Source organism: Sphingomonas sp. Ant20, assembly GCF_000783375.1.
GTDB classification, from domain to species: domain Bacteria; phylum Pseudomonadota; class Alphaproteobacteria; order Sphingomonadales; family Sphingomonadaceae; genus Sphingomonas; species Sphingomonas aerolata.
Map to the genome: position 1 here is coordinate 158,276 of NZ_JRVI01000046.1, position 12,269 is coordinate 170,544.

Sequence of the window (12,269 nt, forward strand, 5' to 3'; positions counted from 1 at the left end):
TCCGAATCGCCATCGCGGGTCCAGAGTTGACGGACATATTCATGCTGGCCGCCAGAGGACCGTCTGACGGACAGTGCGGGAAAGGTCGTGACGCATGGCAAGACGGCAGTTGCTGACACGCGAAGCGCTCGGCTCACATTACGATCCTCCAACCGACGAACGGGAGATCGCCCGTCACTTTACCCTCAGCCGTGAGGATCTCGATCTTGTCAGCGAACGACGTGGAGCGCCAAGCCGCCTCGGGTTCGCGCTGCTGCTGCTTTACATGCGTTGGCCGGGCCGCGTGCTGGAAGCCGGTGAGAAACCGCCGAGTGCCATCCTCGCCTTTGTCGGCGATCAGGTCGACGCGCCGGCAAAGGCGTTCGACGATTACGCCCGTCGCGATGAAACCCGCCGCGGGCATCTCGCCGATCTCATGCAGCGGTTCGGCTATACCGCTTTCGACCGTAACCACTTTCGCGAGATCGTGGCGTTCGCGATGCCGGTCGCGCAGACCGTCGCGCAGCCTCTCTTGCTTGCCGGCACCGTGATCGACGAGTTGCGTCGGCGACGGGTACTACTGCCGCCCCCCGGCTGTCATCGAGGCAATCGTCAGGCACGCGCGCCAGCAGGCCGAACAACTCACCCATGAAATCCTGACCAGCGGCATTGAGCCTGACAAGCTCACGATGCTCGATGCCTTGCTGACCCGGCGGTCGGATCAGGGAACGACATGGCTGGCCTGGCTGCGCAATGCGCCGCAATCACCGGCACCGCGCAACATCCTGCGGCTGCTGGAACGGCTCGATCATGTCCGCAACCTCGGCCTCGACCTTGCGCGCGCCGCCATGATCCCATCAGCGACATTCGACCGGCTTGCCGACGAGGCGGTACGGATCACGCCGCAGCACCTCGGCGAACTGACCCCGCTACGCCGCCATGCGACACTGGCGGCCGCAACAATCCGCCTTGAGGAAAGCCTCACCGACGCGACGCTCACCATGTTCGATAAGCTTCTCGGCAGCATGGTACGCCGGGCGGAAAACCGAACGCGCGACAAGGCAATCAGGACGGTGCGCGAGATGCAGGGGCATCTGCGCACCCTGACCAACAGTTGCCGCGTGCTCATCGACGCACACGCCAAGGGTATCGACTCCCTCGCGCGTCTCGGCCCGTTCGACTGGGAACGGTTCGGCTCCGCCGTCGATCAGGCGGAAGTCCTGGTCCGCCCCGAGACGATCGACCGCACGGCCGAACTTATTGAGCGGCATCGCACGGTGAAGTTGTTCGCCGGGCAGTTCCTGCGGGCGTTCGAGTTTCGCGGTGCCGGGCCGGTGCAGGGAATTCTCGACGCGCTCGCCATCATCGCTGATCTCTACCATACTGGAAAACGACGCCTGCCTGACAAGGTGCCGCTGCGCTTCGTGCCGGCGGGCTGGCGTCCATTCGTAATCCGTAACGGTGTCGTTGATCGCGCGGCCTATGAACTCTGCGCACTGTCTCAGCTTCGCGATCGGCTGCGGGCCGGCGATATCTGGGTGGCAGGTAGCCGACAGTTTCGGGATTTCGACAGCTATCTCATTCCGCCCGCTACCTTCGCAGCGTTGCGCGAGAAGGGGCCACTTCCGCTCGCGATCGCGACCGGGTTCGTATCTCATATCGAGGATCGCCGTGAACGCCTGAACCGCGCGATCGAACGGGTAACGGTGCTGGCCCGGCAGGGCGAACTGCCGCAGGTCCGGCTCGACGAAAACGGGCTGATGATCTCCCCTTTGAAGGCGATCACACCGCCCGCCGCAGAGGTCGCCCGCCGCACCGCCTATGACCGTCTCCCCCGCGTGAAAATCACGGATATCCTGCTCGATGTGGATACGTGGACCGGCTTCGGCGACTGTTTTACCCACCGGCGATCAGGCCGTCCGGCCGACGACCGTAATGCGTTGCTGACCGTGATCCTTGCCGATGGCATCAATCTCGGCCTGACCCGCATGGCGGACAGTTGCCGTGGTGCCAGTCTGCGCCAACTCGCGCATCTGCATGACTGGCACATCAGCGAAGCCGCCTATGGCGAGGCGCTCGGACGACTGATCGAGGCGCATCGCGCGATGCCGCTTGCCGGATTATGGGGCAGCGGCATCAGCTCGTCGAGCGACGGACAGCAATTCCATGCCGGCGGGCGGGGCGCTGCGATCAGCGATATCAACGCGCGCAACGGCAACGAACCCGGTGTGTCGTTCTACACTCATATCTCGGACCAGTATGACCCGTTCGGCTCGCGCGTGATCGCCGCGACCGCGGGCGAGGCTCCCTATGTCCTCGACGGTTTGCTGTATCACCAGACCGGGTTGTCGATCGAAGAGCATTATACCGATACGGGCGGCGCGTCCGACCATGTGTTCGGGCTGATGCCGTTCTTCGGCTACCGCTTCGCGCCACGCTTGCGTGATATCAAGGAGCGCCGCCTGCACCTCCTGCCCGGGCAGGAAGCGGGGCCGTTGCTTGCCGGCATGGTTGGCGATCCGATCGCGCACGACCACTTAGCCGCGCATTGGGACGAACTGCTGCGGCTCGCCACCTCGATCCGAACCGGAACCGTCACCGCGTCGGCTATGCTGCGCAAGCTGTCCGCCTATCCGCGCCAGAACGGTCTGGCATTAGCGCTGCGCGAGCTCGGACGGCTCGAACGCTCGATCTTCATGCTCGACTGGTTGCAGGACATTGATCTGCGCAGGCGCACCCAGGCGGGGCTGAACAAGGGGGAGGCGCGCAACGCGCTTGCCCGCGCATTGTTCTTCAACCAGCTCGGCGAGCTGCGCGACCGCCAGTTCGAAAATCAGTCTTACCGCGCCTCCGGCCTCAACTTGCTGGTCGCCGCGATCATCCTGTGGAACACACGCTATCTCGAACGGTCACTGGCCGACATGGGAGCGCCGGACGATATTGCCCGCCATATCGCACCGCTGGGCTGGGAGCATATCGCGCTCACCGGCGACTATAGCTGGGAGCGGGACGATAGGCCGGCACCGGATCAGCTCAGGCCGCTACGCATCTCGCCCTCGCTCTTGGCAGCTTAGCCCTTTGTATGACCTGATACGCCCAAGTCGGTGATAGCGAGTAAATTGACCGTTCTCGAAAGCGGACATTTCGAACCACGGTTCTGACACTTCGCGCCGCGCAAGAATACGTGGGCCTGCGGCAGCTTCACAACCGTCCGAGGCTGTTGAAAAAGTCGCTTCGGCTTGGAAGGGGCGTTGGTCCGAGCAATATTCTTCTCGTATCGCGTCAACCATCGCAACTCCTGGTGTAAAGCCGCTATCCGTAAGCAATCATATTACGCGCGACGTGGCTGCGCTGCCGGCTCGCCGAGTTTTTCAACAGTCTCGTCCGGTTATGACACCAGCGACTTTCCCGATTGAGATGGTATTTTGGGATTATGGAAGTGGCTCGGTTAGCCGGTTCCACCTGAAACATCGGGAGCCACCTTGGGGTCGGGGTCCTGCGCCTTGCCGGTTGCGGGTGCCGCCTTCTGATGCGGCATGGCGGTGAGATAGGCGACGATTGCGTCGACGTCCTTCTCGGCCACCGGCGCCTTATACACCTCGCGCATCTTGGTGACGGTCGCCTTCCACTGAGCCGCCGATAGCGCAGGCTGGGTCAGCGCCATACTGGCCGAGTGGCATGAGGTGCAGTTGGCGTTGATGACGTCGGCGTGCGGACCATCGGGATAGCTCGCGTCGTCGACCGGCAGGTCGACGCTGGTCGAGGTAAGCGAGAAGCCGCGGGCCGACACGCTGACGGGGGGCGCCGGCTCGGACGTCTCGGAGATCGGGGCAGACGCCTTGCGGCTGCTCGGCGCACCTATCGAGATGAGGATGATACCGGTCAGGCCGATCAGGCCAGCGGCCATGATGCCGGGAGACGGGGTCTTCATGCTACTCGCTCCTCAGGCCGCAATGATGGTGGTGGTTTCGATGTTGCCGCGCATGAACCCGCCGGGGTTCCAGATCGGCTTCATCGGCTGGGCGACACCGTTGGCGTTCCAGCAGCGCACCATGATGGGGTTGGGACCGCGCCTAAGCGGCACGCGACCAGCCCAGCGCCGGAAGCTATACTTGCCCTCGTCCGCTCCGAGCGTCGTCCTGTACCAAGTGCGGCCACCATCGGATGAGACATCGACCTTGGCGACGCCGCAGTCGCCGCCCATCGCGATCCCGCCAACCGGGATGGACGCTTCATAGGCGATCGCCTGGCCATCCGGCAGGCTGGTCATCCAGCTGCGCGGGATCATGCGATTGATCGGCACGGTCGGGAAGTCCTTGGCACCGGGCGCGACATTCGCGCCGGGTGTAGCCGGTATCTTGTAGGCCTTGGCCATCCAATACTGGTCGTCAGGGCCGGGCAGTACCTCGATCGCGTTCAGCATCTTGACCCAGTAGGTCGAATACCAGCCCGGGACGATCAGCCGGCAGGGAAAGCCGTTGAGGAGCGGCAGCTGCTCGCCGTTCATGCCGAAGGCGATCATCACTTCGCCGTCGCGGGCATGGTCGATGTCGAGCGCCTTCTCGAAGTCAGGGGCGCCCGTCACAACCGGCTGATCGAGCGCGCCGAAGCGCACCTGTACCGCGCCTGCCTTGACCCCCGCGAGGTCCAGCACGTCGCGCAGGCGCACGCCGAGCCATTTGGCATTGCCCATCGCGCCGTTGCCCCATTGCGCGCCGGCGACACGCGGCTGGAACAACCCACGGCTGTTGCCCGAGCACTGATTGACCGCTGCCATCTCGCGCGCGGCAGGCGCAGCAGTTGGGCAAGGCTGATCGACAGCGGTCTGTTGACGTGGCCGAAGACCTTGAGGCGAAAGCTCTCGACGTCGATCGAGGTCGGGATGTCGGCCCAGTGCCAGCGGACGAAGAACTGGTCGTTGGGCGTGAACACCGACTTGTCGAACACGTCCATCGGCGTCTCCAACAGCGGAGGATGGATGCGTTGGAGGATCATGCTGCCCTTGCCAGGAAAGGCGCTGGTCATCGGCCGCTCGGCATTGCCGCCAGGCAGCTTCAGGTCGACGAGCTGCTGCGCCAGCGCAGGTGCTGCGGCAAGGCCGGCGGTGCCGAGCGCCGTACGCCTGAGAAAGCGGCGACGGCTGGTTTCACTCGCCAGCGCGGCGTCAAAATTGTCCATGACAAGGCTCTCCTGTGGCCAGCCACGCTGGCGGATCGAAGGGGCGTTCTGCAAGTGATCGGACCGACTGATCCGATCATCAGGGTGGATCAGTTCGGGGTAGCGATGCAGGGCGAGACGAACAGGTTGCCGCGCCATGCTCCGGCGAGCGTCTTGGCACCGACCAGCAGCCACATCGCCGCGAGCGCGATCGTCAGCACCGTGCCGACGATACCGAAGAAGCCGAGGTTCAGCGTCGTACCGAGGCGGAAGGTGGCGACGGTGTAGACGCCGAGCGGGAAGGTATAGCCCCACCAGCCAAGGTTGAATGGGACGCCGGCGCGCCAGTAGCGGATGGTGATGAGCGTCGCGAGCGCCAGCCACCACAGGCCGAAACCCCACAGGCAGAGCCCGGCGACGACGCCGATCCCTTGCGCGACGGTACCGACACCGACCAGCCCGTGCGCCGCGAGGATCGCCGGCGCATCCGCCCCAAGCACCAGCATACCCAGCGCCCCGGTGCCGATCGGCCCCAGCGCGAGCCAGGAGGATGCCGCCATGCTCTCGTGCGGGAGCTTGTGGAGCGCCATGCGCAGGATCAGAATAGCGAGGATGCCAAACGCGACCGGCACCGAATAGGCCCACAGCACATACGAGGTCGCGAGCGTCACGATCTGCGCGTGGGGATCGGTCAGATGCGGAGCGAGTAGCCCGCCGCTGGCACCCGCCACTTCCGCTGCGACGACCGGCAGCAGCCATACCGCGGTCATGCCGTCCAGGCTGTGCTCGTGGCGGGTAAACATCAGGTAGGGGATCAACACGCCGCAGGCGAGCGACATGGCGACGTCGATCCACCACAGGACGTGTGCGACCGGCACGATGCCGTTACCGAATCGCGCGATCCCGAAGGCGAGACATCCGTTGATGATCGTCGCCAGGCCCATCGGGATGGTCCCGATGAACATCGACACGGTGTTGTGGCCGAAGATGCGCCGTGCCTCATGCCCGAACATCGCCCAGCGCGCGCCATAGAGACCGGCGAACAGGATGAAGAGCGCGATGTTGAAGAACCACAACACCTCGCCAATCGGTTTGAGCGCGGGGCCGATGCCGGGCACCTGCGGCAGCGCGAGAGCGAGGATGCCGGTGCCCATGGTCGCGGCAAACCAGTTGGGTGTGAACTGGCGGATCATCTCGCGCGGGTGATCGAGCTGCTTAGCGGCTTGAGGCCGGTCAGGGCCGAAGGTGCGTCGGCAGTCATGCGACCTGCTCCTTGATGAGGTCCGTCAGCGCGTCGGCCGCGCGGGTGCGATAGCGTTCCTTGTGGCGCAGCGCGTGGAAGGCGCGATCGGGTAACTCAAGCGCCAGCTCGACCAGATCGCCGGCCTTGAGCGCGCGTGCGACGACCAATCGCGACAACACAGCGGCGCCGGCACCGGCCTCGACCGCGGTACGCACCGCCTCGTTGGACGGCAGCGTCATCGCTACCGTCAGCTGGGCCGGATCAAACCCGCGCGTTCGCAGCACGTCCTCGAAGGTCGAGCGCGTGCCCGAACCCTGCTCGCGGACGATCCAGCGTGCAGCGCGAAGCCAGTCCTCGTCGACACGCTCGGCGTCCCTGCGTCCGACCAGCACCATCGGATCGCGTCCGACTTCCCAATGCGCCAGCGCTGGTTCGTCCACTTCGCCTTCAACGAAACCGAGTTCCGCCGCTCCGCTAAGGACCTGCGCTGCCGCGCCTTCGGTGTTGTCGATCGCCAGCTCGACCGCGATCTGCGGGTGGCGCTCGTGGAAGGCGGCAAGCCTTGCGGGCAACCAGTAGCTTGCGATCGTCTGGCTGGCGACGATCCGCAACGAACCACGGGCAAGCCCGGCATAGTCCGCCAGCATCGTCTCGGCATGCGCTGCCCGCCCCAGCACCGCGCGCGCTTCCTCCAGAAAGCCGCGGCCCGCTTCGGTCAGCTGGATGCCACGCCCGACGCGGTGAAACAGAGGAACCCCGTAGCGCGCTTCGAGGGCCGCGACCGCGCCGGAGGCAGCGGACTGCGTGACGTTCAGCACCTCTGCTGCCTTGGTGACGTGTTCGCGCTCGGCGACACCGACGAAGATTCTGAGCTGCTCCAGGGTCATGCAGCTTGTATCGCGGAAACTGATCGATACGACCAACCGTTTGATCTGTTTGTTCCATCTGGATATCGGAACGATTGGTAATCCTTCGTCTGCGATAGTCTTGAAGGCTTGAAGCGATCCGCGCGCTTGCGGCGTTGGTTCGTCCATGACTGATATGATCGAGCGCAAATCCGATCCCTACAACGCCGAGCCGACGCCCGGCGCGCTGATCGAGCGGTTCCTGACGCCGCAGGCGCTGTTCTACGTGCGCAGCCATGGTGCAGTGCCCGATCTGCCTGCCGATCACCGGATCGAAGTGAGCGGGACGGGCATGGCGAGCCGCTCCTTCTCGGTGGAGGAACTGAAAAGCGCGTTGGCCACGCGGACGGTGACGGCAGTTCTCCAGTGCGCCGGCAACCGGCGCACGGATCTCCAGCAGGTCGCTAAAACGTCCGGCGACCCCTGGGACGTGGGCGCGATCGGCAATGCGGAATGGACCGGCGTACGACTGTCCGACGTACTGGATGCCGTCGGTGCGCCGAATGCGTCCGACCTGTTCGTGGCGTTCACCGGCGCGGACGAGGTGGACGTCGAAGGCGAGGAAGCATTGTTCGGGGTCTCGATCGCCATGGACAAGGCGCGGCAACCCGACGTCCTTATTGCCTGGGCGATGAACGGCGAGCCGCTGACGCCCGAACACGGCGCACCGCTCCGCATGGTGGTGCCGGGCTATGCCGGGGTGCGGAGCGCCAAATGGCTGACACGGATCGAGGTGCGCGAGACGCCATCCGACGCACCGATCCAGGCGCACGACTACAAGCTCTTTCCTGCCGATGTGACGAGCGACACCGTCGACTGGAGCCAGGGTCTGACCATCAATGCCATGCCGCTCAACGCCGCGATCTGCGTGCCCGGCTCTGGCGAAAGCCTGCCGGCCGGGGAGGTGCGGATCGAGGGCTATGCCATCGCCTATGATCGCCGCGTCTCTCGGGTCGAAGTGTCGGTAAACGGTGGTCGCGACTGGCAACAGGCGACGTTCACCGATGATCCGGAGGCGCACTGGGGTTGGCGGCGCTGGACCCTCGACGCCACGCTCGCCAAGGGGCGCCAGCACCTTGTCGTGCGCGCCTTCGACGAGACTGGACAGGGTCAGCCCGAGCGGCCGGATACGGTGTGGAACTTCGCCGGCTATCTGTGCACCGCCTGGCATCATGTGCACGTGCTGGTCGAATGATCGAAGCATCAGCGGCATCGGACCTCGGCTTCTGGATCGATGCGATCGGGCGGCTGGTGGTGGCGACCGCGGCTGGGATGGTGCTCGGCTGGGAACGCTCGCGCGAGAACCGGCAGATCATGGGATTGCGAACGCTGGGTCTGGTCGGTCTGGCGAGCTGCATCGCCGTGCAGGCGATCGTGCACAGTGGCTTGCCGAACGTAAACGCCGATGCCGCAGGACGGGCGATGCAGGGCATTCTGTCCGGCGTCGGCTTCATCGGTGCCGGCGCGGTGCTGCGGGTCGGCCAGGGTCAGGAAGTGCATGGATTGGCGACCGCCGCGTGCATCTGGGTCACGGCCACGATCGGCGCGGCAGCAGGGTTGGCGGTGTGGCCGCTCATCATCGGCGGGTTGAGCCTTGCGATGCTCGTACTGTTCGCGGGCGCTCCGCTCGAACGTCGCATTCGCGAGCGGGCCAGGCTGACTCCGGCAGAGGCCGACCGGAAGGATGCCGAGCGCAAGCCGTGATCCCGCTGGTCCGCCCAGTGCCTGTCGGCGCTAAGAAGCGGCCAGGCGCTATCAGGAGACAAGCCCCGCATCGGCCTGGCGCCGGACCTCATCGGCGATCGGATGCAGCTCGGCAGCGGGTCGCTCGCCCACTACACTATAGCCGATCCCGTCGACAGCCCATGTGACCCGGCCCATGGTCCCGCTGGACGTGCTGGTCATGCTTGCGCTCTTGTCGATTTGCATAGGCCTCGTCAGCACCGCGAGCTTTGACGCTTGCGGTCCATCGTAGAGGAGAAGAACCGCAGGGCCGTGGGGCGTCGCGACCAATCGCCCCCCGCCATAGCGGTAACCGGCTGTGCTGAGGTCCGGGATGGTCACGCGCTCACCCAATCGGGCGGAGGTCCACCGGATCAGCATGGCGCGCTGGTCGGGGCCGATTTCCGCCGGTCGTATCCGGTCGGCGGCATAGACACGGAAATTGTCACTCGCCTCGTTGGCCAGCGCCGCGATGCCCGCGCGGGGTTCGCCGCTCCAACGCGCACTCGACCAGCCCCCGCCAAACCCGACCGCCAGCAGAAGCGACGCGGCGATGGCGAGTTGCCAACGCGGTTGGCGTTGCCGTCCCCTGATGGCTGCGACGCGCATCGTCGCCGGGATAGGTTCATCCGCGATTGGAGCGAAAAGCGATGCAAGGGCTCGCGCCTGCTCCGCCTGCTCCCGCAAACGGGCATGCACGTCCGGCTGGCCTTCAAGGTAAGCGTCGACCAGACGCTGCCGCTCGGGCGACAGCCTGCCATCGATCCACGCGGCCAGATCGTCCTCTCCGATCGGGCTGGTCATCGAATACTCCTTAATCGTGGCCGTTCACCCTCCCGGAGGAGCGTCGCCAGACGGTCGCGCCCCCGCGATATGCGCGACATCACCGTTCCCAGCGGCACACCGACGACGGCAGCGACTTCCCCATATGACAGACCTCGACGAAATGAGGAGCAGCACCGTCCGCTGCTCCTCGGGCAACGCATCAAGTGCGCGCAACAGGTCTCGGTGGTGCAGGCCTGCGTCCTGATCGGCCGGGCGACCGAGCGCAACGTCGTCCACGAGGTGGAGCGGAACCGCCGTACCTCGCCGGACATGCTGCCGCTTATGATCGACCAACAGATTATGCAGGATTGCATAGACCCAGGGGCGAACCTCCGTCCCGCGTCGTTGCCGCCAGCGCCCGACCGCGCGCTCAAGGCAATCCTGCACCAGGTCATCCGCCATCGCCTGATCGCGCAACCACGACCGGGCATAACGGCGCAGACCGGGGACCAGGGGCTCGATCGCGGCGGCAAGCGGGTCCATCTCAGTCGCGCTGCACCTGCACGATGCGGCCCGGTGCGCCATTCACTACCTCGGCGACCGCCAGAAAGCGCCGGGGGGCCGCTGCACTGCCCTGAACGATCTGCCGGATCGGACCCGATGCGTTGACGATCGCCGCACCTGCCGGATTGCTCATGAAGTTCGCAAGCGGCTCTACCGCACCGCTGCCGTCCGCGTTGGCGGTGAGCACGAGCATGTAAGGCTTCTTGGGCTGCAAACCGGTAACGGCACTCTGCACGACCTGAATGATGCCCTGGTCGAAGAGGGTAATGCTGCTTGCCGCACCATTGCCGCCAATCGGCCCCATGTTCAGATGCACCGCCTTGCCTGCCGTACCGAGCGGTTGGAGATTGTCGGTGCCGGGGCCTGTCGGAACAGCGTTCGGCACATAGGCGATCGCCTGCGGTGCCTGTCCGACCGGCACGGTGGCAACGACCTTGTTGCCGGCGGTGTCGATCGCGGCAAGTTCATCGGCATTCTCCAGCCCGACATAGATGCGCCGGCCGTCGCCCGATGGCCAGACGCCGTGCGGCATCTTGCCGACCGGGATGGTGGCGACAAGCGCGAAGTCGGACGTGCGGAACACCTTCACCGCGTTTTCCCCGCCCACCGTGACATAGGCGAACTGTCCCTTGACCGTGCGGGTGAAGTTGACGTGATTGGTGATCGGTCCGGTATCCAGCACCTTGAGGATCGCGAAAGGCGGCTTGGCATCGAATGCGACCGTCTTGCCGATGTCCTTCAGCGTGAACCAAACCTGCTTGCCGTCCGGCGTCGCGGCGATGTTGGGACAGAACGGACTCGGCTGCGCCACCTGTCCGACCTGCGCGTGGGTCGAGACATCGAACACGGCCAGCACCGGATTGAATGAGGAACAGACATAGCCGTATCGGCCATCGGGAGAGAAGATCGTCATGCCCGGACCACCGGGCGTCTTGATGCGACCGGTCTCCTTGTACGTCGTGGGGTCGAGCACGGCGATGTAATCCTCGCCGCGTACCGTGACCCACACCTCCTTGCCGTCCGGCGTGAAGAACGCCTCATGCGGACTGCGCCCGACATAGGTCGTGTGCTTGACGGTGTTGGTGGCGGTGTCGATCCACGACACGGCGTTGGATCCGATCGACACGACCGCCAGTGTTTTCCCGTCCGGCGAGAAGCCGAGGCCGTGAACCAGCACCTGCCCCTTGTAGAGCGGGGAAAAATTCATCGGCTGCGGATCGCCGAGCTTGATGACGCCGAGCAACCTGTTGTCGGCCGGGTCCGTTACCGACACCGTGTTGGAGAATTGTTCGGATGCATAGACGCGGTCGCGGTGGCTGACAGGCACGTCCTTGGCGTTCCACGGCGCCTGCTGAGCCATGGCAATGCCCGGTGCGGCGCTCATCAGCAAGGCGGCCGAGAGCAGGAAGGTCCGGATCATGTCAGTGCTCCATATGGCTGTGGTGGTCGCCGCCCTGCGTCGGGGCTGGCGTCGAAGGGGGTAGCGGCTGACCGATCGCCAACTTCATGGCGGCGATCTCCTGCTGCTGATCGATGATGATCTCCTGCGCGATGCGCTTGAGCTGCTCGTTATGGCCGTAGCGCAGCTCTGCCACCGCCATATCAATGGCGCCCTGGTGATGCGGAAGCATCATCGCGACGAAATCGCGGTCGACGTCGCCGGACGGCTTGACCATCATGCCCGCCATCATCCGGTCCATCGCGGCAGATACCATGCTGGCGTAGCCATCGGCGGGGGCGGCCGCGACTGCGCCGGTGAGCATGGCCGAAGCAGTCAGACCCAGCATCCAATTTCGTCTACGCATAAGCCTCCTGCGGATCAGTCTCGAAAGGGTAGACGACGCCCGTCGGGGTTTATTCCATGGGTGAGCCAATTATTGATCCTCAGCAAAACAATCGTCTCATCGTGACCCTGCCGTTGGTTGACCAGGTCG

9 protein-coding genes and 3 pseudogenes are annotated in these 12,269 nt (G+C 65.0%); 3 read left to right on the forward strand and 9 right to left on the reverse strand.

Features of this window, described 5'->3' with window-relative positions:
* The first annotated feature begins 94 nt into the window (after window positions 1-94).
* Window positions 95-3,053 (forward strand): annotated as a pseudogene (locus NI18_RS08425) (Tn3 family transposase).
* A 374-nt stretch (window positions 3,054-3,427) separates the two neighbouring features.
* On the opposite strand, the gene NI18_RS08430 reads toward NI18_RS08425, so the two are convergent.
* From NI18_RS08430 to NI18_RS08445, 4 genes and pseudogenes are all read right to left on the reverse strand, one after another.
* Entirely contained in the window at window positions 3,428-3,910 is a 483-nt protein-coding gene (locus NI18_RS08430) for a cytochrome c (protein WP_037529331.1), read from the reverse strand.
* 12 nt (window positions 3,911-3,922) lie between these two features.
* Window positions 3,923-5,157: pseudogene (locus tag NI18_RS08435) on the reverse strand (molybdopterin-dependent oxidoreductase).
* 89 nt (window positions 5,158-5,246) lie between these two features.
* A complete protein-coding gene (locus tag NI18_RS08440; protein ID WP_128082144.1) occupies window positions 5,247-6,329 on the reverse strand; it encodes a TDT family transporter in 1,083 nt (360 codons plus the stop codon).
* 64 nt (window positions 6,330-6,393) lie between these two features.
* Entirely contained in the window at window positions 6,394-7,266 is an 873-nt protein-coding gene (locus NI18_RS08445; protein WP_037529415.1) for a LysR substrate-binding domain-containing protein, read from the reverse strand.
* Between the two features lie 145 nt (window positions 7,267-7,411).
* On the opposite strand from NI18_RS08445, the gene NI18_RS08450 reads away from it, so the two are divergent.
* Both NI18_RS08450 and NI18_RS08455 read left to right on the forward strand, forming a co-directional pair.
* Entirely contained in the window at window positions 7,412-8,479 is a 1,068-nt protein-coding gene (locus NI18_RS08450; RefSeq protein ID WP_037529332.1) for a sulfite oxidase, read from the forward strand.
* Window positions 8,476-8,988, forward strand: a complete 513-nt coding sequence (locus NI18_RS08455) for an MgtC/SapB family protein (RefSeq protein ID WP_052149081.1) — start codon at window positions 8,476-8,478, stop codon at window positions 8,986-8,988. Before NI18_RS08450 ends, NI18_RS08455 begins: the two co-directional genes overlap by 4 nt.
* A gap of 51 nt (window positions 8,989-9,039) precedes the next feature.
* On the opposite strand, the gene NI18_RS08460 is transcribed toward NI18_RS08455, so the two are convergent.
* From NI18_RS08460 to NI18_RS08475, 5 genes and pseudogenes are all read right to left on the reverse strand, one after another.
* On the reverse strand, window positions 9,040-9,810 hold the full coding sequence (locus NI18_RS08460) for an anti-sigma factor (protein WP_037529333.1): 771 nt from the start codon (window positions 9,808-9,810) through the stop codon (window positions 9,040-9,042).
* Complete coding sequence (locus NI18_RS08465; protein WP_347574827.1) at window positions 9,807-10,226, reverse strand: sigma factor-like helix-turn-helix DNA-binding protein; 420 nt, start codon at window positions 10,224-10,226, stop codon at window positions 9,807-9,809. Before NI18_RS08465 ends, NI18_RS08460 begins: the two co-directional genes overlap by 4 nt.
* Window positions 10,156-10,356, reverse strand: a pseudogene (locus NI18_RS27935) (sigma factor); the annotation flags it as partial. The pseudogene NI18_RS27935 and the gene NI18_RS08465, both read right to left, overlap by 71 nt.
* Entirely contained in the window at window positions 10,316-11,755 is a 1,440-nt protein-coding gene (locus tag NI18_RS08470; protein WP_037529334.1) for a YncE family protein, read from the reverse strand. The pseudogene NI18_RS27935 and the gene NI18_RS08470, both read right to left, overlap by 41 nt.
* Window position 11,756: 1 nt before the next feature.
* Window positions 11,757-12,122: a DUF305 domain-containing protein gene (locus tag NI18_RS08475; RefSeq protein ID WP_229668351.1), complete on the reverse strand. Its 366-nt coding sequence runs from the start codon at window positions 12,120-12,122 to the stop codon at window positions 11,757-11,759.
* Window positions 12,123-12,269 lie beyond the last annotated feature (147 nt).

What these genes read in the sequence shown, in the direction of transcription:
- NI18_RS08430 (WP_037529331.1), bottom strand. Translation starts at nt 3,910, where the DNA reads ATGAAGACCCCGTCTCCCGGCATCATGGCCGCTGGCCTGATCGGCCTG.
- NI18_RS08440 (WP_128082144.1), bottom strand. Translation starts at nt 6,329, where the DNA reads ATGATCCGCCAGTTCACACCCAACTGGTTTGCCGCGACCATGGGCACC.
- NI18_RS08445 (WP_037529415.1), bottom strand. Translation starts at nt 7,266, where the DNA reads ATGACCCTGGAGCAGCTCAGAATCTTCGTCGGTGTCGCCGAGCGCGAA.
- NI18_RS08450 (WP_037529332.1), top strand. Translation starts at nt 7,412, where the DNA reads ATGACTGATATGATCGAGCGCAAATCCGATCCCTACAACGCCGAGCCG.
- NI18_RS08455 (WP_052149081.1), top strand. Translation starts at nt 8,476, where the DNA reads ATGATCGAAGCATCAGCGGCATCGGACCTCGGCTTCTGGATCGATGCG.
- NI18_RS08460 (WP_037529333.1), bottom strand. Translation starts at nt 9,810, where the DNA reads ATGACCAGCCCGATCGGAGAGGACGATCTGGCCGCGTGGATCGATGGC.
- NI18_RS08465 (WP_347574827.1), bottom strand. Translation starts at nt 10,226, where the DNA reads ATGACCTGGTGCAGGATTGCCTTGAGCGCGCGGTCGGGCGCTGGCGGC.
- NI18_RS08470 (WP_037529334.1), bottom strand. Translation starts at nt 11,755, where the DNA reads ATGATCCGGACCTTCCTGCTCTCGGCCGCCTTGCTGATGAGCGCCGCA.
- NI18_RS08475 (WP_229668351.1), bottom strand. Translation starts at nt 12,122, where the DNA reads ATGCTGGGTCTGACTGCTTCGGCCATGCTCACCGGCGCAGTCGCGGCC.